We start from the raw sequence: 19,784 nt of genomic DNA, 5'->3' as shown, positions 1-19,784 counted from the left end.
GCCGGCCGCGGTGGTCGGCAGGCTTGACGAATGGCATCCGTACGCAGAGAGGTCCTGATCGCGGCGCCCGTCGACGAGGTCTGGGCGGCGCTGGCCGACTTCGGCGCCGTGCACGAGCGGTTGGTGCCCGGGTTCGTGGTGGCCTGCCGGCTCGACGGGCCGGACCGGGTCGTGACGTTCTTCAACGGGGCGGTGGCCCGGGAGGTGCTGGTCGACAGCGACGCGGCGGCGCGGCGTCTCGTGTGGACGGTGACCGAGAGCGGGCTCGGCCTGACCCATCACAACGCTTCGGCGCAGGTGTTCGCCGCGCCGGGCGGTGGGTCGCGGTTCGTCTGGATCGCGGACGTGCTGCCGCACGCGGCCGCCGTGCCGGTGGGCCGGCTGATGGACCGCGGCATCGAGGTGCTTCGGCGGACCTTGTCGTCAGCCACGTAGGGCGTCGATCGCGAGCGTGGTCGCGCGGGCGATGAGCCTGTCGTCGTAGGCCGCGTCCTCGGTGGCGCGGCTGGAAAGGACGGCGAGCACGATCGGGCCGCTGTCGGGAGGCCAGACGACGGCGATGTCGTTGCGGGTGCCGTAGCCGCCCCCGCCGGTCTTGTCGCCGACCTGCCACCCTCGCGGGACGCCGGCGCGGATGAGGGTGTCGCCGGTCGTGTTGGCCTTGAGCCAGCTTGTCAGCTGGTCACGGTCCTCTTGCGACAGTGCCGGGCCGAGCGTGTACTGCCGGAGGTCGCTGGCCAGGGCCCTGGGTGTGCCCGTGTCGCGCCGGTCACCTGGGGCCGCCTCGTTGAGGGCGGTCTCGGTGCGTTCCGGGTCGGTGACGCGGTCGCCGAGGGCGCGCAGGGCGCGTTCGAAACCGGCGGGACCGCCGAGACGGTCGAGCAGGAGGTTGGCCGCGGTGTTGTCGCTGTAGCGGACGGCGGCGTCGGCAAGCGCGCGCAACGTCATGCCGGTTCGGGTGCGGCGTTCGGTGACGGGGGAGTGGGCCACGAGGTCCGCGCGTGTGTAACGGATCCGCTCGTCCAGCTCGGCCGTGGTGGTGGCGGCGAGCACTGCGCCGGCGGCGAGCGCCTTGAACGTCGATGCGTAGGCGAACCGCTCGTCGGCGCGGTACGCGATCGCCCGGCCTGTGCCGGTGTCGATCGCGTAGACGCCCAGACGGGCGTCGAACTCCTTCTCGAGCGCGCCGAAATCCGGCTGCCGCGAAACGGCGGGTGTCGTGCTGGCGGGGGTGCTTCCGTGCGGTTCGGGGTCAAGGCCCGGGCTCGGGGAGGTGGCCGAGCAGCCGGCGAGGGCAAGCACAAGCAGGGCGGCAGCGATCCGGCGGTGGGTCGGCACCGGTCGAGCCTACGGACCCGTTGCTCAATGACTGTGCATGGTGGTGGTCCACGCACCACGGCCGCCAGACCGCGCGTGGACGCGAACGAGACCACGGTCGGGAACGTCGGTCGCACGATCACGTCGGCGTAGCCGAGGGCGCGGGCCGCCTCCGGGTCGTGGTAGGCGGCGTCGGTGGCGCCGATCGCCTTCGCGAACTCACTGATCTTCTCGCGGCCGACCAGGCGCCGGTCCGGAACGCCGCGGCAACCGCCACTGATCCCGCACCTACCGGCACACCGACCACCCAACCCCGCCAGCGTCCCGTCGTCGCCGAGACTCCGCTCTCCCGCGCACCCGCCGAGTTGTGGCGGTTGCCGTGGCGTTCCTACCGGCGGTGGGACGGTGGCGCGGTCAGGTGGTTTGGCGGGCGCGGTGGGTGCGGAGCTTGTGGCGGCTGCCGCGGCGTTCCATCGCGCACCAGGGCGGGTGGTGGCGCGGTCAGGTGGTTTGGCGGGCGCGGTGGGTGCGGAGTTTGTGGCGGTTGCCGCAGCGTTCCATCGCGCACCAGCGGCGGGAGCCCGGTCGGGATGTGTCGACGAAGACGAGCGGGCAGTTGTCGCTCGCGCATTCGCGGATGCGGGTGGCGAGTGGGCCGGAGAGCAGGTCGATCATTTCGCGGGCGAGGGTGGAGAGGGCCTGGCCGGCGCGTATTGGTGGGGCCCAGCGCGCGGCTGTGCCGTCGGCCGTCAGTTTCGGTAGTAGCGGTGGCTCGGCCGCGGCCCGGTTGATCGTGTCGATCGCCGCGGTCGGGAGCGGGCGATCGGCGGCCCGGGCGTGGGCCGTCTCCCAGATCGCCTGGCGGAGGGCCTTGGCCCTGCTCAGCTCGCGGACCGAGACCGGGCTCGTGACCACCACGGACAGTGGCGGGGCGGCCAGCCATTCGCCCAGGTCGGCCGGCTCGTGGAGGCTCTCGAACACCGCGTAGATCCCTTCGCCGCCGGTGTGGGCGAAGTCGAGGCACACGGCGCCCGCGTCGAACCAGAACGACCCTCCTTTGGGGTCGTTGAGCCGCCTTCCGGTTGCGCCGAGTCGCATGACACCACTATAAAGGGTTTCACGGTGTAACCGCTATAACCGGTGTCATCCGAAGGAGGAGACAACATGGCTGTACGGCACATCAACCCCGAAGGACTGCACCGCAGCCCGGCGTTCAGCCAGGCGGTGGTGGTCGAGCAACCGACGAAGACGATCTACATCGGCGGCCAGAACGGCGTCGACAACGAGGGCAAGGTCGTCGGCCCCACGGTCGGCGAGCAGTCGCTGCAGGCGTTCCGCAACCTGGCGACCATCCTCGAGAGCGAGGGCGCGACCCTGAGCAACATCGTCCACTGGCGGATCGCCACGGTCGCGGGCCAGAGCTTCGACGAGGGCGTGGCCGCGTTCCAGCAGGTCTGGAACCGGGCGGACCCACCGCCGGCCATCACGGTCCACGTCGTCGATGCCCTGGGCCCGGGCATCCTGGTCGAGATCGACGCGGTCGCCGTCGTCTGACGTCGGGAGGGATCCCGCTACCGGGCGGGATCCACCACCTGGTCGGCGCGCACCCGGCAGACGTCGTCGCCGCCCCAACCCGTCAGCCGCACGGTGAGCAGGGTTCGACCGTCCACGACGTCCTCGGCGAGCACGGTGCACTCCACTGTCAGCGGGACCGGGTAATCCGTCTCGCGCGTCAGAACCCCGTCGGCGTCGAAGATGGGCGGCTTGTCGAAAAAGCGCAGGTCCCGACCGTCAGCATCGAGAATCGAAACCTCCACCCACCCAGGCTGCGGCTCGTCGTCGACCCACCGAATCGCCGAGCAGCCCACGTGCACAGTGCGACGGGTCGTGGGCGAGCCGTGCTCCGACAGCACCGCGTCCACCTCCAAAGCCGTTCGGTGTCGGCCACCAACTGGCCGCACAGCGTCGAGCTGGGCCAGTCAGCCGCACCCCAATGCCACCGACAGACTCCCCGACCGTATCCCCGTCGCCCGCCGCCGCGGCCACAGCTCCGGTACACCGTTACAGAAACGAGCGGCAGCGATCCGCCCCACGTCGATCATGCCGGGTGGCGACGCCACACCAACACCCGACTCGTGCGGGACCTTAACCGCGACTGCCGGGCCGGTTCGGGACTATTGCCGACGCCGCACATGCGGAAGCACGTAGCTACATGTCTTCGCATGTTCGCTCGTCAGCACCACGACCGAGCTCCCGGGGACAGTGGCCGCTGACAGAGCTGTCCGGATCACGGGTGCCGGGACTCCGTCCCACCACCGAGGCCATGGCTCCAGGCGACCGCGGCGCGCGGCACGGTCTGGTCGGGCGGCACCCGGCGTACGGACCCGTCCGGTTCCTTCAGGAGCACGAAGTCCTCGCCTAGCGGTTCCGCGACGCGCCGGAGCTCGCCGTGCTCGTCGGCGGCGATGCGGCTGCGGGCTTCGCCGACGTCGGCCTGGTGGAGCAGCCAGCCATAGCCCAGCCGCTGCGCGAGGACCTCGCGGGTTTCCGCGCGCTCGCTCAGCCAGCCGACCTGCGCGCCGCGTCCGTGGATGCGCGGCTCGACGGCGGTGCCGCGCCAAGCGTGGATCTCCCAGCCGTCGCGCCAGGCGAGCGCGGGACCCGTCATCAGGGTGATATTCCTGGCGCTCCCGCGGCCTGCACACCCGCACCACGTTGTCGATGGGAAGCCATGCTTGGCTGCAGCGATGGAGCGCATCGTGGTCGTCGGTTGTGGTGGGTCGGGCAAGACGGTCCTCGCCCGTCGGCTGGCCGCTGTCCTCGGGCTGCCGCTGATCCACCTCGACGCCGTCTACTACGACTCGGCCTGGCAACCGTTGCCGCAGGACGCGTTCGCCGCTGTGCAGGCCGAGCTCGTGCGGGGCGAGCGTTGGATCATCGACGGCAACTACGTCTCGACGTTGCCGATCCGCGTCGCGGCCGCCGACACGTTGATCTTTCTGGATCTGCCCGCCGCGACCTGTCTCTGGGGGATCGCGCGGCGGCGGTGGCGCCACCGCGGCGGCCAGCACCGCGACGCGGGGGTCTTCGACCGCGTCAACTGGTCCTTCGTCCGCTACGTCGTCCGCTACCGGGCCACCGTGCGGCCCCGCGTCCTGGCGGCCGCCCGGGGTCGGGAGGTTGTTCACCTGACCAGCCGGCGCGCGGTCGACCGATTTCTCCTGCAGGTGCGGCGGGTGACGTAGGTCAGCTGACCGACGTCATCCAGCTCTGCACTGTCGGAACGTCGACGCGCCCAGCGTGCCGGCGCCGTCACCACGAGGAGGGTCGTGCGGGCGGTCTGAACCAGGAACGGCTACCGTCCGTACGACTTGACGGTGAATTGAACCTTCAACTGACCGTGCGGCCGAGGAGAGGCATAACGGATGAATACGGAGGAGACGGTGACGAGCCGGCGCGCGCTGCTGGCCGGTGTGGGAGCGGTGGGGGCCGTGACCGTGCTGGCTGCCTGTGGCAGCGACGATTCGGGCGGCTCCGGCACGGGCGGCACCAACGCCGACCCGACCGAGCCGGCCGAGGAGCCGGGTGACGACACCGGCGGGGGTGGCGAGGTCATCGGCAAGGTGGGCGACGTGCCGGTCGGCGGCGGCGCGTTGTTCCCCGCGACCGAGATGGTGGTGACCCAGCCGACCGAGGGTCAGTTCCACGGGTTCCGGGCGGTCTGCACCCACCAGGGCTGCCCGATCGCCAGCGTCGACGGTGGCACGATCAACTGCAGCTGTCACGGCAGCAAGTTCTCGCTGGACAGCGGCGAGCCGCGCAACGGACCGGCGACCCGGCCGCTCACGTCCCGTGAGGTCACCGTCAAGGGCGACGAGATCGTCCTGGCCTGAGCCACCCCGACAGCCACCCCGACAGCCACCCGGACGGCGGGTCGGCCACCAAGATCAACCGATCTTGACGGAGGTGAGCGATACGCTTGCCGCCGTGGCTGACCCGTCGTCCTACCGTCCCCCGCCGGGCTCGATTCCGGACCTTCCGGGTGTCTATCGGTTCCGCGACGCGACCGGCCGGGTCATCTACGTCGGCAAGGCCAAGAGCCTGCGCAGCCGCCTCAACTCCTATTTCGCCGATCCGTTCGGGCTGCACCAGCGCACCCGCCAGATGGTGCAGACCGCCGCCTCCGTCGACTGGATCACGGTCGGCACCGAGGTCGAGGCGCTCCAGCAGGAATACACCTGGATCAAGGAGTACGACCCGCGGTTCAACGTCCGTTACCGCGACGACAAGTCGTACCCCTATCTGGCCGTGACCCTCGACGAGGAGTTCCCGCGGCTCCAGGTCATGCGCGGGGCCAAGCGCAAGGGCGTCCGCTACTTCGGTCCCTACTCGCACGCCTGGGCGATCCGCGAGACGCTCGACCTGCTGCTGCGCGTCTTCCCGGCGCGCACCTGCTCCAAAGGTGTCTTCAAGCGGGCGGGCCAGATCGGCCGGCCGTGCCTCCTCGGCTACATCGGCAAGTGCTCGGCGCCGTGCGTCGGCTCGGTCAGCGCGGCCGAGCACCGGCAGATCGTCGAGGACTTCGTCGACTTCATGGCCGGCAAGACCGACACCCTGATCCGCCGGCTCGAGCGGGAGATGCTGGCGGCCAGCGAACAGCTCGAGTTCGAGCGGGCCGCCCGGCTCCGCGACGACCTGGCCGCCCTGCGCCGCGCGATGGAGAAGCAGACCGTCGTGTTCGGCGACGGCACCGACGCCGACGTGGTCGCCTTCGCCGAAGACCCGCTGGAGGCGGCGGTCCAGGTCTTCCACGTGCGCGACGGCCGGGTGCGCGGCCAGCGGGGCTGGGTCGTGGAGAAGACCGAGGACCTGACCACCGGCGACCTGGTGCACCACTTCTGCTCGCAGGTCTACGGCGGGGAGCAGGGCGAGAGCGACGTGCCCCGCGAGCTGCTGGTGCCGGCCGTCCCGACCGACGTCGACGCGCTCACCGACTGGCTCGGCCAGCACCGGGGGAGCCGGGTCACCATGCGGGTCCCGCAGCGGGGTGACAAGAAGGCGTTGCTGGAGACGGTGGCCCGCAACGCGCAGGAGGCGCTGGCCCGGCACAAGCTGAAGCGCTCGGCCGACCTGACCAGCCGCAGCCAGGCCCTCGAGGAGATCGCCGAGGCGCTCGGCATGGAGACCGCGCCGCTGCGCATCGAGTGCTACGACATCTCGCAGATCCAGGGCAGCGACGTGGTGGCCAGCATGGTCGTCTTCGAGGACGGCCTCGCCCGCAAGAGTGAATATCGCCGCTTCATCATCAAGGGCGCGACCGACGACCTGTCCGCCATCTCCGAGGTGCTGCGCCGCCGGTTCGCCCGCTACCTCGACGCCCGCGCCGAGACCGGCGAGCTCGGCGACGAGATGGAGATCGATCCCGACCGGCCCGGGATCGACCCGACGACCGGTCGGCCGCGCAGGTTCGCGTACCCGCCGCAGCTCGTCGTGGTCGACGGCGGCGAGCCACAGGTGCGGGCCGCCGCCACGGTGCTGCGCGACCTCGGCATCGACGACATCGCGCTGTGCGGCCTGGCCAAGCGGCTCGAAGAGGTCTGGGTCCCCGACGACCAGTTCCCGGTGATCATGCCGCGCACGTCGGAGGGCCTCTACCTGCTGCAACGGGTACGCGACGAGGCGCACCGCTTCGCCATCACGTTCCACCGGCAGCGCCGTTCCAAGCGGATGACCGCCTCGCAGCTCGACGGGATCCCCGGGCTGGGCGAGATCCGGCGCAAGGTGCTGTTGCGGCACTTCGGCTCGGTCAAGCGGCTCACCGCCGCCTCGGTCGAGGAGATCGCCTCCGTGCCGGGCGTCGGCCGCCGCACCGCCGAGGCGATCAAGGCGGCCCTCGGTGGGGAGCCAGGGCCGGCACCGGCCCCGGCGGAAGCGGCGCCGGCTCCAGCGGAGCCGGCCCCGGCCGCAGCGCCCACGACGACGACGGAAGAGGGCGATGGGTCCGATGTTTCCCGCGATGCCTAGGATTTCGCGTCGTGGGTGAGCGGCAGACTGACGAGCTGGACCGGTCCGACACCACGCTCGTGATCGTCACGGGCGTCTCGGGTGGCGGCCGCAGCACGGTCGCGCGCGCCCTGGAGAACGTCGGCTTCTACGTCGTCGACAACCTCCCGCAGACGCTGATGCTCGAGATGGCCGAGCTGGCCTTCAAGGCCGGCGACCCGGCCCGCCGCACCGCGATGGTGCTCGACGTGCGCAGCCGGGCGTTCTCGGCCGACCTGACCGGCGCCGTGCACGCGCTGCGCGAGCGGGGCTTCCACCCGCACGTGGTCTTCCTCGACGCCGACGACGACGTGCTCATCCGGCGGTTCGAGAGCGTCCGGCGGTCGCACCCGCTGCAGGGCGACGGCCGGCTGGCCGACGGCATCGAGGCCGAGCGCAAGCTGCTCCAGGAGGCCCGCGACCAGGCCGACGTGATCATCGACACCAGCCACCTCAACGTCAACCAGCTCCGCCGCCGGGTCGAGGAGATGTTCGGCGGCGAGGACGCACGCCGGCTCAAGGTCACGGTGCTCAGCTTCGGCTTCAAGTACGGCCTGCCGCCCGACGCCGACTTCGTGCTCGACGCGCGCTTCCTGCCCAACCCGTTCTGGGTCCCCGAGCTGCGCGACCTGACGGGCCGCGACGAGCCGGTCAGCGACTACGTGCTGGGCCAGCACGGCGCCGTCCCGTTCGTCGACACGTACGCCCGGCTGGTCGTCGGCACCGCGCCCGGCTTCGAGCGCGAGGGCAAGCGCTACCTGACCGTCGCCGTGGGCTGCACCGGCGGAAAGCACCGCAGCGTCGCCATCGCCGAGGAGCTGGCCACCCGGCTGCGCGAGTCCCGCGTCTCCGCCTCGGCCCAGCACCGCGACCTGGGGCGCGAGTGATGCGGGTCGTCGCCTTCGGAGGCGGCCACGGTCTGTCCGCCTCGCTGCGCGCGCTGCGGGGCTGCGGCGAGGACCTCGACATCACCGCCGTGGTGACGGTCGCCGACGACGGCGGGTCCAGCGGCCGGCTGCGGGCCGAGCGGGCCGCGCTGCCACCCGGCGACCTGCGCCAGGCCATCGCCGCGCTGGCCGCCGACCGCGCCGAGACGCGGCGCACGGCGCAGCTCTTCCAGCACCGGTTCGCGCCCGACGGTCGCGACCACAGCCCGCTCGACGGCCACACTGTCGGAAATCTGGTACTCGTCGGGCTGATGGAACAGCTCGGGGACCCGGTGTCCGCTTTGGATCACGCGGCCCGGATGGTCGACGCGGCGGGGCGGGTCCTGCCGATGGCGGTCAAACCGGTCGGCATCGAGGCCGACGTCCGGGGCGCCGACCCGCGCCGGCCCGACACGCTGCTCACTGTCGTCGGGCAGCACGCCGTGGCGGTCGCGCCGGGCCACGTGGAGGCCGTCCGGCTCACCCCGGCCGACCCGCCGGCCTGCCCGGAGGCGGTCGCGGCGGTCGAGGCGGCCGACTGGTTGATCTTCGGGCCGGGCAGCTGGTACACGAGCGTGATCCCGCACCTGCTGGTGCCCGAGCTGGCCGCCGCGATCGTGGCGAGCCCGGCCCGGCGGCTGGTGACGCTCAACCTGGCGGCCGAGCCCGAGACGTGGGGCCTGTCGGCTGCTGATCACCTGGCCGCCCTGCGGTGGTACCTCCCCGAACTGAAAGTTGACACGGTTCTCGCCGACGGCGCCGCCGTCGGTGACCCCGAACCCGTCCGTCGTGCGGCAGAATCGCTGGGTGCGCGGCTGGTGCTCGCCCCGGTGGCCGCTGCGGACGGGAGCCCGAAGCATGATCCTGCGGCGCTCGGGGCGGCCCTGGTGCCTGTCCTGGGCGCCAGTCGTTAAGCACGTGAGAACCCACCGGCTTCGGGCCGGAGACCGGCACGCGAGGTGACGAAAAGTTATGGCGATGACCGCCGCGGTCAAGGACGAGCTGAGCCGGGTCGACGTGCCCAAGCCGTGTTGTCGGCGGGCCGAGATGGCCGCGTTGCTGCGCTTCGCGGGTGGCCTGCACATCGTCTCGGGCCGGGTGGTGGTCGAAGCCGAGCTCGACACCGGCGCGGTGGCGCGCCGGCTGCGCCGGGAGATCGCCGAGGTCTACGGCTACCCGAGCGAGATCCACGTGCTCGCCTCCGGCGGGCTGCGCAAGGCCAGCCACTACATCGTCCGGGTGGTCAAGGACGGTGAGATCCTGGCCCGCCAGACCGGCCTGCTCGACGTCCGCGGCCGGCCGGTCCGCGGCCTGCCGCAGCACGTGGTCTCCGGCAACGTCTGCTGCTCGGTCGCCGCCTGGCGGGGCGCGTTCATGGCGCACGGCTCATTGACCGAGCCCGGCCGCAGCTCCGCCCTGGAGATCACCTGCCCGGGCCCCGAGTCGGCGCTGGCGCTGGTCGGCGCGGCCCGGCGGATCGGCATCACCGCCAAGGCCCGCGAGGTCCGCGGCGTCGACCGCGTGGTGGTCAAGGACGGCGACGCGATCTCCGCGCTGCTCACCCGGATCGGCGCGCACAGCAGCGTGCTGGCCTGGGAGGAGCGCCGGGTGCGGCGCGAGGTGCGGGCGACCGCCAACCGGCTCGCCAACTTCGACGACGCCAACCTGCGCCGCTCGGCGCGGGCGGCGGTGGCGGCCGCGGCCCGGGTCACCCGGGCGTTGGAGATCCTCGCCGACGACGCGCCCAACCACCTCACCTCGGCCGGCAAGCTGCGCCTCGACCACCGGCAGGCCTCGCTGGAGGAGCTCGGCGCCCTGGCCGACCCGCCGCTGACCAAGGACGCGATCGCCGGCCGGATCCGCCGGTTGCTGGCGCTGGCCGACAAGCGGGCCCGCGATCTGGGCATTCCGGACACGGAAGCCGCTGTGACGCCCGACATGCTGGTGGTCTGAGGCACCACCTGACGCGCCGGTCAAGGGTGGCCTCAGATAGGGTCGTGAGGTACGGCGACGGGGCCGGCAACCGGTTCTAACACCGGCCGGCGTACGCGGCGAGTCCGCGGCGGCCGGCTGCTCACATCATCGAGGAGATGAAACCTGTGACCATCCGGGTTGGCATCAACGGGTTCGGCCGCATCGGCCGCAACTTCTTCCGGGCCGTCCTCGCCTCCGGGGCGGACGTCCAGCTGGTCGGCGCCAACGACCTCACCGACAACGCCACCCTCGCCCACCTGCTCAAGTACGACTCGATCCTGGGCCGGCTGCCGCAGGAGGTGAAGGCGACCTCCGACGAGATCTCGGTCGGCGGCCAGACGTTCAAGGTGTTCGCCGAGCGCGACCCGGGCAAGCTGCCCTGGGGCGACCTGGGTGCCGACGTCGTGATCGAGTCGACCGGCCTGTTCACCGACGCCACCAAGGCGCGCGCCCACGTCGACGGCGGGGCCAAGAAGGTCATCATCTCGGCGCCGGCGAAGCACGAGGACGTGACGATCGTCCTGGGCGTCAACGACGACCAGTACGACCCGGCCAAGCACACGATCATCTCGAACGCCTCCTGCACCACCAACTGCCTCGCTCCGATGGCCAAGGTGCTGCACGACACGTTCACCATCGAGCGTGGCCTGATGACCACCATCCACGCCTACACGCAGGACCAGAACCTGCAGGACGGCCCGCACAAGGACCTCCGCCGGGCCCGCGCCGCGGCGCTCAACATCGTGCCGACCTCCACCGGCGCCGCCAAGGCGATCGGCCTGGTGCTCCCGGAGCTCAAGGGCAAGCTCGACGGCTACGCGCTGCGCGTCCCGATCCCGACCGGCTCGGCCACCGACCTGACCGTCACCGTGGGTCGCGACACCTCGGTCGAAGAGGTCAACAACGCGATGAAGGAAGCCGCCGCCGGCGCGCTCAACGGCTACCTGACCTACACCGAGGACGAGATCGTCTCGACCGACATCGTCACCGACCCGTCGTCGTGCATCTTCGACTCGGGCCTGACCAAGGTGCTCGGCAACCAGGTCAAGGTCGTCGGCTGGTACGACAACGAGTGGGGCTACTCGAACCGCCTGGTCGACCTGGTCAAGCTCGTCGGGGCCTCGCTCTGACCATCATGAAGACGCTTGACGATCTCCTCGCGGAGGGAGTCGCGGGTCGGCGCGTGCTCGTGCGCGCCGACCTGAACGTCCCCTTCGAGAAGGACAAGGCCGGAGTGATCGCCGACGACGGGCGCATCCGGGCGGTCCTCCCGACCATCGAGGCGCTGCGTGACGCCGGCGCCGCCGTGATCGTGATGTCCCATCTGGGTCGCCCCAAGGGCGCGCCCGACCCGAAATACACGCTCGGCCCGGTGGCCGAGCGGTTCGGCGAGCTGCTCGGCAACCCGGTGCTCTTCGCCGAGGACACCGTCGGCGAGTCGGCCCGGGCCGCGGTCGAGGCACTCGGCGACGGTCAGGTGCTGCTGCTGGAGAACCTGCGCTTCAACGCCGGCGAGACCAGCAAGGACGACGCCGAACGGGGCGCGTTCGCCGACCAGCTCGCCGCGTTCGCCGAGGCGTACGTCGACGACGCGTTCGGCGCCGTGCACCGCAAGCACGCCAGTGTCTTCGACGTGCCGGCCCGGCTGCCGCATTTCGCCGGTGGCCTCGTGCTGCGCGAGGTCGAGGTGCTGGCCAGGCTGACCGAGAGCCCCGAGCGGCCGTACGCGGTCGTCCTCGGCGGCGCCAAGGTCTCCGACAAGCTCGCCGTCATCGAGGCGCTGCTGCCCAAGGTCGACAAGCTCCTGGTCGGCGGCGGCATGTGCTTCACCTTCCTCAAGGCCCAGGGTCACGAGATCGGCAGGTCGCTCCTCGAGGAGGACATGCTCGACACCTGCCGTGACCTGCTGGCCCGGGGCGGCGACAAGATCCTGCTGCCGACCGACGTGGTGGCCGCGACCGAGTTCTCGGCCGACGCCGACCACGAGGTCGTGGCGGCCGACGCGATCCCGGCCGACCGGCTCGGGCTCGACATCGGCCCGGCCAGCGTGGCGGCCTTCGCCGGCGCGCTCGCCGACGCCCGCACCGTGTTCTGGAACGGCCCGATGGGCGTGTTCGAGCTGGCGCCGTTCGCGGCCGGCACCCGGGGCGTCGCCGAGGCGATCATGAAGGTCGACGGCCTGACCGTGGTCGGCGGTGGCGACTCCGCCGCGGCCGTCCGCGCCCTCGGCCTCGACGAGACCGCCTTCGGCCACATCTCCACCGGCGGGGGCGCCTCGCTGGAATACCTCGAGGGCAAGCGCCTTCCCGGCATCGCGGCACTGGAGAACTGATGGCGGCGCAGTCCCGCCGGCCGCTGATGGCCGGCAACTGGAAGATGAACCTCAACCACCTCGAGGCCATCGCGCTCGTGCAGAAGCTGGCCTTCAGCCTCAACGAGCAGCAGCTCAGCGACGTCGAGACGGTGGTCCTGCCGCCGTTCACCGACCTGCGCAGCGTGCAGACCCTGGTCGACGGCGACAAGCTGCTCATCGGGTACGGCGCGCAGGACCTCTCGCCGCACAAGGGTGGCGCCTACACGGGCGACATCTCCGCCGCGATGCTGACCAAGCTCGGCTGCTCCTACGTCGTGGTCGGCCACTCGGAGCGCCGGCAGTACCACCACGAGGACGACGCGGTGGTCAACACCAAGGTGCAGGCGGCGCTGGCCAACGAGCTCACGCCGATCTTCTGCATCGGCGAGGGGCTCGAGGTCCGCGAGGCGGGGGAGCACGTGGCGCACTGCGTCGCACAGCTCGACGCCGGCCTCGACGGGCTCAAGGCCGAGCAGGTGCGCAAGGTCGTCATCGCGTACGAGCCGGTCTGGGCGATCGGCACCGGCAAGACGGCGACGCCCGACGACGCCCAGGAGGTCTGCGGCGTGCTGCGGGCCCGGCTGGCGGAGCGGTTCGACGCCGAGACGGCCGACACCACCCGCATCCTGTACGGCGGCTCCGTCAAGGCCAACAACGTGGCCGCGATCATGGCCCAGCCGGACGTCGACGGCGCGCTCGTCGGTGGCGCGAGCATCGACGCCGACGAGTTCGTGCAGATCGTCCGGTTCCCGGAGCACATCAAGAAGTAAGGCACCGGTGGCCGGGTCCGCAGTGCGCGGATCCGGCCGCTATCCTTGCTGAGTCGCGCCCACCCGAGAGGACAGACCACCACCATGCCGATCGCATTCGCCTACACGTTGATCGTGTTGCTGATCATCACGAGCGTGCTGCTGACGATGCTGGTCCTGCTGCACCGCGGCAAGGGTGGCGGCCTGTCGAGCATGTTCGGCGGCGGCGTCAGCACCAACCTCGCCGGCTCGTCGGTGGCGGAGAAAAACCTCGACCGCTACACCATCCTGGTGGGCATCGTGTGGTTCGCGTGCATCGTGGGTCTGGGCCTCTGGCTGAAACTCGCGGTGACCAGCTGACCCCCATGGCGGCGAAACAGTCGTAAACTCCTACGCGGTCCGGACTTGTCCGGGCCGCGTACTGCTTTCCATCCCGCTTCACCGCGTCGCGACGCCGCGCTTTCCCCCGCGGCCGAGACCCCGCACGACGACAGGAGCGACATACCGTGCCCAGCGGCAGCGCAATCCGAGGCACCCGGGTCGGCTCCGGCCCGATCCGCCCCACCGAGCGGTGCGAGCCCGCACCCCGGCGCTCGGTGACCTATTGGTGCGCCAACGACCACACCATCGAGATCTCCCTGGCGGCCGAGGTGTCCCCGCCGGTGACCTGGGACTGCCCGCGCTGCGGACAGCCCGCGGGCCTCGATGCCACCAACCCGCCCGGCAAGCCGCGCAGCGAGCCCTACAAGACGCACCTGGCCTACGTGAAGGAACGGCGCACCGACGCCGACGGCGCCGCCATCCTCGCGGAGGCGCTCGCCAACCTCCGCCAACGCCGCGGCGAAAACTAGGCCCCCCGGGCCGGTCCCGCCTTCCATCGCGCACCCATTGATCACTGTCCGTGATCGACACTGGTCAAAGCGTGATAGCGGCCCTTTCAGGGACGCCGCGTCAGGCCCCGATCCGCGTCGCTGACGTCCCGCCTCGCAACGAGCCCCCTGCCGCCTGATGCGGGTCGCGAGGCGGCAGCGTGCGGCGGCGGCGACGGCCCGCCTGCCCGCGTGTGCGGATCGCGAGGCGGCAGCGTGCGGCGGGGGCGGCCCGCCTGCCCGCGTGTGCGGGTCGCGAGGCGGCAGAGTGCGGAGGCCCGCCTGCCGCCCTGCGGCCGTCGGGTCGCCGGGCGGTGTTCGCTCGTCAGGTGCGGACGCTGCGGAAGGTGCGGCGGACCTGGGTCGCGGCGGCGCTGTCGAGGTGCCAGATCGTGCGGTTGACGCCGTGCACCCCCGCCGCCGGCAGCTGCACCGGTCCCGCGCCCGTCAGGGCCATGCCGACCGCGCCTGCCTTGTCCGGACCCGCGGCCACCAGCCACACCTGGTCGGCCGTGTTGATCGTCGGCAGGGTCAGGGTCGTGCGGACCGGTGGTGGCTTCGGGCTGCCGCGGACCGCGCTCACCGGCCGGGTCTCGTAGGCCACCGGGTGCTCCGGGAACACCGACGCCACGTGGCCGTCCTCGCCGACGCCGAGCATCAGCACGTCGAAGTGGGGGAGCGGGGCCGTCCCCGGGCGCGCCGCGCGGGCCAGTTCCTGCGCGTAGCGGGCCGCCGCCGCCTCCGGGTCGTTGCCGTCCGGGCCGTCCGACGGGGGCATCGCGTGCACCCGTTCGGCCGGCACCCGCAGCGCGTCGAGCAGCTGCTCGCGGGCCTGGGTCTCGTTGCGGTCCGGGTGGCCGGCGGGCAGGAACCGCTCGTCGCCCCACCAGAAGTCGACCCGGTTCCAGTCGACGGTGTCGCTGGCCGGGAAGTCGCGGACCGCCCGGTGGACCGCCCCGGCGATGCGGCCGCCGGTGAGCACCCACGACGCGGCGCCGCGTTCGGCCTGGGCGTCGATCAGGGTGACGACCAGGCGGGCGGCCACCGCGTGGGCCAGCACGTCCGGGTCGGAGTGGACGATGACGGTGGTCTCGCTCACGAGGCCGCACCCGAGCCGGAGCCGGAGCCCGACGGGGTGGTGGGCGCCGAGCCCTGGGCCGTGCCCGCGCCGGCCGACGCCGGGCGGACCCGGTCGCCGGTGCGCGGCGGCATGTCCTCCGCCTGGGTGGGCGGGCCGCCGCCGACGATCCCGGGGCCGAGGCCGGGCGCGTTGCCGGCGGTCACCGGGTCCTTCCAGACGTGCACCCGGTGGGCCGGCCGGTTGTCGAGACCGGTCTCGCCGGACATCGCGCTCAGCGCCGCCGCGTAGACCTGGTCGGGGTCGAGCCGGCGCAGCTCCTCGGCCAGCTCCTCGCCGAGCGGGCGACGGACCAGCGGCAGCTGCCGGTCGAGCTGGTTGGTGCGGCTGAACGTCGCCATGTCGGTCTCGCGTACCAGCTTGAGCTGGTCGTTGTTGGCGGCGACCAACGAGATCGAATGCATGATCCGGTGCGCCTCGTCAGACTCCAGCCGCGGGTTGACGTCGAGCCGGGCCGCCAGCCAACCGGCCATCAGCGCGGCCGTCGGGTCGTGCCCGGACGCCTCGATGGTGGCGCCGACGATGTGGTCCTCGGTCGTGTCGAACGCCGAGGCGACCAGCGTGCGCCACGGGGTGATCCGGGTCCACGCGAGGTCGGTGTCGCCGGGCGCGTAGTCCTTGGCCCGCTGGCGCAGGGCGGCCACCGGGTCCTCGGTCTGCGAGACGTCGGTGATCCGGCGGTCGGCGACCACGCCGAGGAAGTCGTTGGCGATCTTCTCCGGCGGCTCGCCGTGCCACCAGGTGACGACCGGGACGTCCGGCACCAGCAGCGGCATGACGACGGACTCGGCGTGCAGCGCGAGCCGGCCGTACATCCGCATCACGACGGCCTCGCACGGGCCGAGCCGGCCGCCGACGACCACCTCGGCGTCGAGCCGGTTGCTGGGTCGCTCGACGTCGGCCCGCACCACGATCAGCAGCCGGCACGGGTGCATCGACGACGCGATGGTGGCGGCCGCCTCGGCTTCGCGTACGCGCTTCTCGTCGACGACCACGATCAGCGTCAGCGCCATCCCGCTGGCCACGCCGCCGGCCGACCGGCGCTCGGTGGCCAGCGCCTTGACCACCTCGTTGCCGGTGGTGTCCCAGAGCCCGATCATGCTCGCCTCCAGTGCCGGCCGTCGCGGCGCAGCAGCTCGTCGGCCGCGTGCGGCCCCCACTCGCCGGCCCGGTAGGGCTCGGGCGACGTGCCGGCCCAGGCCTCCTCCAGCGGGTCGATGACCCGCCAGCTCTGCTCCACCTCGGCCGCGTCGGGGAACAGCGTGCGGTCGCCCACGAGCACGTCCAGCACGAGCCGCTCGTAGGCCTCCGGGCTGGACTCGGTGAACGCGGCCCCGTATTCGAAGTCCATCGCGATGTCGCGGACCTCCATCGTGGTGCCGGGCACCTTGGAGCCGAACTTGAGCACCACGCCCTCGTCCGGCTGCACCCGGATGACCAGCTGGTTGGCGCCCAACATCTCGATGTCGTACGGGTTGAAGGGCAGGTGTGGCGCCTTCTTGAAGATGATCGCCAGCTCGGTGACCCGCCGCGGCAGCCGCTTGCCACAGCGCAGATAGAACGGCACGCCGGCCCACCGCCGGTTCTGCACGCCGAGCTTGACCGCGACGTACGTCTCGGTGGTGGAGTCGGACGGCACGTCCTTCTCCTCGAGGTAGCCGACCGCCCGCTCGCCGCCGACCCAGCCCGGGAGGTACTGCCCCCGGACCGTCTCGCCGCGGATGTCCTGCGGGATCGTGATGGCCCGCAGCACCTTGAGCTTCTCGGTGCTGATCTCGGCGGCGTCGAAGCTGGTCGGCTCCTCCATCGCGGTCAGCGACAGCAGCTGGAGCAGGTGGTTCTGCAGCACGTCGCGGGCCGCGCCGGCCGCGTCGTAGAAGCCGGCCCGGGTGCCGATGCCCACGTCCTCGGCCATCGTGATCTGCACCGAGTCGACATATTTGCTGTTCCACAGCGGCTCGAACAGGTTGTTGGCGAACCGGAGAGCCAGGATGTTCTGGACCGTCTCCTTGCCCAGGTAGTGGTCGATGCGGAACACGTCGCTGCGGGTGAACACGTCGTCGACCAGGCCGTTGAGCGCCATCGCGGAGGACAGGTCGTTGCCGAACGGCTTCTCCACGACGACCCGCCGCCAGCCGCCGGCCTTGCGGTTGTCGGCCATGCCGGTGCGAGCGAGCTGCTTGAGCACGATCGGGAACGCCGGTGGCGGGATCGCGAAGTAGAACGCGGCGTTGCCGGCGATGCCGTGCGTGTCGCGCAGCTCGTCCAGTGTGGACGCGAGCTGGTCGAACGCCTCGTCGTCGTCGAACGCGCCCGGCACGAACTTGATGTTGCCGGCGAGCCGGGCCCACACCTCCTCGCGCCAGGGGGTGCGGGCACCCTTCTTGGCCGCGCTCATCGCGAGGTCCTCGAAGTCGCCGTCGCCCCAGTCGCGCCGGGCGAAGCCGAGCACGACGAAGCCCGGTGGCAGCAGCCCTCGGTTGGCCAGGTCGTAGATGGCCGGCAACAGCTTCTTGCGCGACAGGTCGCCGGTGACGCCGAAGATCACCAGAGCACAGGGCTCCGGGATCCTCGGCAACCGGCGATCTTGCGGATCGCGGAGCGGGTTCACTCAAACCACCTCGGGTTCTCCATGCCGACCGGAGGTCCAGGCATCGGAAATGGCACTCCCACCACCTCGGGTTCTCCGTGCCGACCGAACGTCCAGGCTTCGGTAGCGGCACCCCCACCATCGGGTTCTCCGTGCCGACCGAAGGTCCAGGCTTCGGTAATGGCACTGCCTCCTAGTGTGAATCCTTGCTGGCGGGGAGGCTCGCCAACGCGCGCAGCAGCTGGTCGATGCCCGCCGCCCGGTCGGTGAGGTGCAACCGGACCACCGGCCGGCCGCGGTCGGTCATCGCCTTCCGGTCACCGGCCGCCTGGGCGGCCTGGAGCTCGGCGAAGCCGTAGGGCTTGCCCGGGATCGGCAGGTCCGCGGCGACCGCGCCGGTGATCTGCAGGAACGAGCCGACCTGCGGACCGCCCTTGTGATATTGACCGGTCGAGTGCAGGTAGCGCGGGCCCCAGCCGAACGTGACGGGCCGTCCGGCCGCGGTGGCCAGCAGCGCGCGGACCTCCTCGGCGCGGGCGTCGCCGAGCCGGTCGAGGTAGGCCAGCACCGCGAGGTAGCCGTGCGGGTCGATTCCGCCCACCAGCGCGCCGAGCACGGCCGCCAGGCTGTCGCCCGAGCCGCCGTAGACCTCGATGTCGCCCTCGGTGAACGCCGGCGACTCGTCGGGCAGCCCTTCGGCCAGGATCCGGGTCGTGTTGTTCTTGGACTCGGTGACGTTGGGCTGGTTGAACGGGTCGATGCCGATCACCCGGCCGGCGATCGCGGTGGCGAACTCCCAGGTCAGGAACTGGGCGCCGAGCGGGCCGTTGACCGCCAGGTCGGGCCGCACGCCGCCACCCGGCACACCGGCCGGCGGCTGGGCGCCGCCCACGGTCACGGTGACCACGTCGGCGCCGTGCGCGCCGGGGCTGTCGGGGGTCTCGATGACCACCGGCAGGATGCCCTTGCCCTCCTTGCCGGTCGACTCGGCGAGCAGCTGCTCGGCCCAGTCGCCGAGGCCGACGATGCCGGTGCCGTCGGAGACCAGGGCGACCTTGTCGCGGCCGTCGACGGCGGCCGAGCCGAGCGCGGCGCCCAGCGCGAGGCCCGGGTTCCCGCTCTCCTCGGACAGCGCGGGCAGCAGGTCCTCGGCCTGGTCGAGCAGCTCGGCGACGTCGACGCCGGCCAGCGCCGAGGGCACCACGCCGAACGCGGTCAGCGCCGAGTAGCGCCCGCCGACGTCGGAGTCGGCCAGGAATACCTGGGCGCCCATCTCGCGGCCGGTCATCTCCAGCGGCGAGCCGGGGTCGGTGACGATCACGAAGTGCCGGCCGGCCTCTTCCTCGGTCATTCCGGCGTCGAGGAAGGCCTGCCAGTAGGCGCGGCGGTGGCTGTCGGTCTCGACGGTGCCGCCGGACTTGCTGGACACCACGACCAGCGTGCGCTCCAGCCGGTCGGCCAGCGCCGCCCGGATCTGCGCCGGGTCGGTCGTGTCGAGGACGGTCAGCTCGACGTCGAGGGTCCGCGTGATCACCTCCGGGGCGAGCGAGGAGCCGCCCATCCCGGCCAGCACCACGTGGTCGAGGTCGGCGAGCTCGGCCCGCAGCTCGGCGAGCCGCGGCAGCAGCTCGCGGCTGCGGCGGAACGTGTCGACCCAGCCCAACCGGATCTTCGCCTCGGCCTCGGCGTCGGAACCCCACAGCGTGGCGTCCTTGGCGACGAGCTTGGCGGGGACGTCGGCGCCGACCAGCGACGCCCGGGTGGCCGCCGCGTCGGCGCTGCCGGCGCCGTAGACCGCGATGCCGGCCGCGGCCACCACCCCGTCG

The 19,784-nt window shown here is 72.0% G+C and carries 20 protein-coding genes and 2 pseudogenes; 13 read left to right on the top strand and 9 right to left on the bottom strand.

Annotated features, from left to right (window positions below):
* The first annotated feature begins 30 nt into the window (after positions 1-30).
* Positions 31-435 (top strand): SRPBCC family protein, encoded by a 405-nt coding sequence (locus tag O7635_RS33805; RefSeq protein ID WP_278084549.1) that lies wholly within the window; start codon positions 31-33, stop codon positions 433-435.
* Here the strand turns inward: O7635_RS33805 and bla are convergent.
* The 3 genes and pseudogenes from bla to O7635_RS33790 all read right to left on the bottom strand — a co-directional run bounded on the left by bla (position 424) and on the right by O7635_RS33790 (position 2,415).
* A complete protein-coding gene (bla, locus tag O7635_RS33800) occupies positions 424-1,338 on the bottom strand; it encodes a class A beta-lactamase (RefSeq protein ID WP_278084548.1) in 915 nt (304 codons plus the stop codon). The two genes, O7635_RS33805 and bla, sit on opposite strands and share 12 nt — an antisense overlap.
* A 65-nt stretch (positions 1,339-1,403) precedes the next feature.
* A pseudogene (locus O7635_RS33795) lies at positions 1,404-1,598 on the bottom strand (MaoC family dehydratase N-terminal domain-containing protein); the annotation flags it as partial.
* Positions 1,599-1,818: 220 nt separating this feature from the next.
* Positions 1,819-2,415, bottom strand: coding sequence for a CGNR zinc finger domain-containing protein (locus O7635_RS33790; protein WP_278084547.1), 597 nt, complete (start codon positions 2,413-2,415; stop codon positions 1,819-1,821).
* 66 nt (positions 2,416-2,481) lie between these two features.
* On the opposite strand from O7635_RS33790, the gene O7635_RS33785 reads away from it, so the two are divergent.
* A complete protein-coding gene (locus tag O7635_RS33785; protein WP_278084546.1) occupies positions 2,482-2,871 on the top strand; it encodes a RidA family protein in 390 nt (129 codons plus the stop codon).
* Between the two features lie 17 nt (positions 2,872-2,888).
* Here O7635_RS33785 and O7635_RS33780 read toward each other — a convergent pair whose 3' ends face one another.
* On the bottom strand, positions 2,889-3,239 hold the full coding sequence (locus O7635_RS33780; RefSeq protein WP_278084545.1) for a hypothetical protein: 351 nt from the start codon (positions 3,237-3,239) through the stop codon (positions 2,889-2,891).
* Positions 3,240-3,604: 365 nt separating this feature from the next.
* Positions 3,605-4,075 (bottom strand): DUF6745 domain-containing protein, encoded by a 471-nt coding sequence (locus tag O7635_RS33775; protein ID WP_347405319.1) that lies wholly within the window; start codon positions 4,073-4,075, stop codon positions 3,605-3,607.
* Here O7635_RS33775 and O7635_RS33770 point away from each other — a divergent pair.
* The 11 genes from O7635_RS33770 (at position 4,065) to O7635_RS33720 (ending at position 14,212) form a co-directional block, all read left to right on the top strand.
* Positions 4,065-4,562: a topology modulation protein gene (locus O7635_RS33770; RefSeq protein ID WP_278084543.1), complete on the top strand. Its 498-nt coding sequence runs from the start codon at positions 4,065-4,067 to the stop codon at positions 4,560-4,562. The genes O7635_RS33775 and O7635_RS33770 overlap by 11 nt on opposite strands.
* A 180-nt stretch (positions 4,563-4,742) precedes the next feature.
* Positions 4,743-5,210: a Rieske (2Fe-2S) protein gene (locus O7635_RS33765; protein WP_278084542.1), complete on the top strand. Its 468-nt coding sequence runs from the start codon at positions 4,743-4,745 to the stop codon at positions 5,208-5,210.
* A 94-nt stretch (positions 5,211-5,304) separates the two neighbouring features.
* Entirely contained in the window at positions 5,305-7,341 is a 2,037-nt protein-coding gene (uvrC, locus tag O7635_RS33760; RefSeq protein WP_278084541.1) for an excinuclease ABC subunit UvrC, read from the top strand.
* Between the two features lie 11 nt (positions 7,342-7,352).
* Complete coding sequence (gene rapZ, locus O7635_RS33755; protein ID WP_278084540.1) at positions 7,353-8,246, top strand: RNase adapter RapZ; 894 nt, start codon at positions 7,353-7,355, stop codon at positions 8,244-8,246.
* A complete protein-coding gene (gene yvcK / locus O7635_RS33750; protein WP_278084539.1) occupies positions 8,246-9,199 on the top strand; it encodes a uridine diphosphate-N-acetylglucosamine-binding protein YvcK in 954 nt (317 codons plus the stop codon). Before rapZ ends, yvcK begins: the two co-directional genes overlap by 1 nt.
* A gap of 58 nt (positions 9,200-9,257) precedes the next feature.
* A complete protein-coding gene (gene whiA / locus O7635_RS33745; RefSeq protein ID WP_089253797.1) occupies positions 9,258-10,238 on the top strand; it encodes a DNA-binding protein WhiA in 981 nt (326 codons plus the stop codon).
* 146 nt (positions 10,239-10,384) lie between these two features.
* The gene (gap, locus tag O7635_RS33740; protein ID WP_278085641.1) at positions 10,385-11,389 is read left to right on the top strand and encodes a type I glyceraldehyde-3-phosphate dehydrogenase; all 1,005 of its coding nucleotides are present in this window, start codon (positions 10,385-10,387) and stop codon (positions 11,387-11,389) included.
* 5 nt (positions 11,390-11,394) lie between these two features.
* Complete coding sequence (locus tag O7635_RS33735) at positions 11,395-12,591, top strand: phosphoglycerate kinase (protein WP_278084538.1); 1,197 nt, start codon at positions 11,395-11,397, stop codon at positions 12,589-12,591.
* Positions 12,591-13,382, top strand: a complete 792-nt coding sequence (tpiA, locus tag O7635_RS33730; RefSeq protein WP_278084537.1) for a triose-phosphate isomerase — start codon at positions 12,591-12,593, stop codon at positions 13,380-13,382. The genes O7635_RS33735 and tpiA overlap by 1 nt, the downstream gene beginning before the upstream one ends.
* 84 nt (positions 13,383-13,466) lie before the next feature.
* On the top strand, positions 13,467-13,721 hold the full coding sequence (gene secG, locus O7635_RS33725; protein WP_278084536.1) for a preprotein translocase subunit SecG: 255 nt from the start codon (positions 13,467-13,469) through the stop codon (positions 13,719-13,721).
* 146 nt (positions 13,722-13,867) lie between these two features.
* Positions 13,868-14,212, top strand: coding sequence for an RNA polymerase-binding protein RbpA (locus O7635_RS33720; RefSeq protein WP_278084535.1), 345 nt, complete (start codon positions 13,868-13,870; stop codon positions 14,210-14,212).
* A 343-nt stretch (positions 14,213-14,555) separates the two neighbouring features.
* On the opposite strand, the gene pgl is transcribed toward O7635_RS33720, so the two are convergent.
* From pgl to O7635_RS33700, 4 genes and pseudogenes are all read right to left on the bottom strand, one after another.
* On the bottom strand, positions 14,556-15,329 hold the full coding sequence (gene pgl, locus O7635_RS33715) for a 6-phosphogluconolactonase (RefSeq protein ID WP_278084534.1): 774 nt from the start codon (positions 15,327-15,329) through the stop codon (positions 14,556-14,558).
* 185 nt (positions 15,330-15,514) lie between these two features.
* Positions 15,515-16,468 (bottom strand): annotated as a pseudogene (locus O7635_RS33710) (glucose-6-phosphate dehydrogenase assembly protein OpcA); the annotation flags it as partial.
* Positions 16,465-17,979: a glucose-6-phosphate dehydrogenase gene (gene zwf / locus O7635_RS33705; protein ID WP_278084533.1), complete on the bottom strand. Its 1,515-nt coding sequence runs from the start codon at positions 17,977-17,979 to the stop codon at positions 16,465-16,467. The pseudogene O7635_RS33710 and the gene zwf, both read right to left, overlap by 4 nt.
* 172 nt (positions 17,980-18,151) lie before the next feature.
* Positions 18,152-19,777: a glucose-6-phosphate isomerase gene (locus O7635_RS33700; protein ID WP_278085640.1), complete on the bottom strand. Its 1,626-nt coding sequence runs from the start codon at positions 19,775-19,777 to the stop codon at positions 18,152-18,154.
* Between the last annotated feature and the right edge of the window lie 7 nt (positions 19,778-19,784).

The sequence above is a fragment of the Asanoa sp. WMMD1127 genome, assembly GCF_029626225.1.
In the GTDB taxonomy this organism is placed as follows: domain Bacteria; phylum Actinomycetota; class Actinomycetes; order Mycobacteriales; family Micromonosporaceae; genus Asanoa.
The sequence above is the reverse complement of the archived record's forward strand: the minus strand, read 5'-3'. Positions and strand labels throughout refer to the sequence as shown.

Coding starts and splice junctions, on each gene's coding strand:
- O7635_RS33805 (WP_278084549.1), top strand. CDS start 31: ATGGCATCCGTACGCAGAGAGGTCCTGATCGCGGCGCCCGTCGACGAG.
- O7635_RS33790 (WP_278084547.1), bottom strand. CDS start 2,415: ATGCGACTCGGCGCAACCGGAAGGCGGCTCAACGACCCCAAAGGAGGG.
- O7635_RS33785 (WP_278084546.1), top strand. CDS start 2,482: ATGGCTGTACGGCACATCAACCCCGAAGGACTGCACCGCAGCCCGGCG.
- O7635_RS33770 (WP_278084543.1), top strand. CDS start 4,065: ATGGAGCGCATCGTGGTCGTCGGTTGTGGTGGGTCGGGCAAGACGGTC.
- O7635_RS33775 (WP_347405319.1), bottom strand. CDS start 4,075: ATGCGCTCCATCGCTGCAGCCAAGCATGGCTTCCCATCGACAACGTGG.
- O7635_RS33765 (WP_278084542.1), top strand. CDS start 4,743: ATGAATACGGAGGAGACGGTGACGAGCCGGCGCGCGCTGCTGGCCGGT.
- yvcK (WP_278084539.1), top strand. CDS start 8,246: ATGCGGGTCGTCGCCTTCGGAGGCGGCCACGGTCTGTCCGCCTCGCTG.
- whiA (WP_089253797.1), top strand. CDS start 9,258: ATGGCGATGACCGCCGCGGTCAAGGACGAGCTGAGCCGGGTCGACGTG.
- O7635_RS33735 (WP_278084538.1), top strand. CDS start 11,395: ATGAAGACGCTTGACGATCTCCTCGCGGAGGGAGTCGCGGGTCGGCGC.
- tpiA (WP_278084537.1), top strand. CDS start 12,591: ATGGCGGCGCAGTCCCGCCGGCCGCTGATGGCCGGCAACTGGAAGATG.
- secG (WP_278084536.1), top strand. CDS start 13,467: ATGCCGATCGCATTCGCCTACACGTTGATCGTGTTGCTGATCATCACG.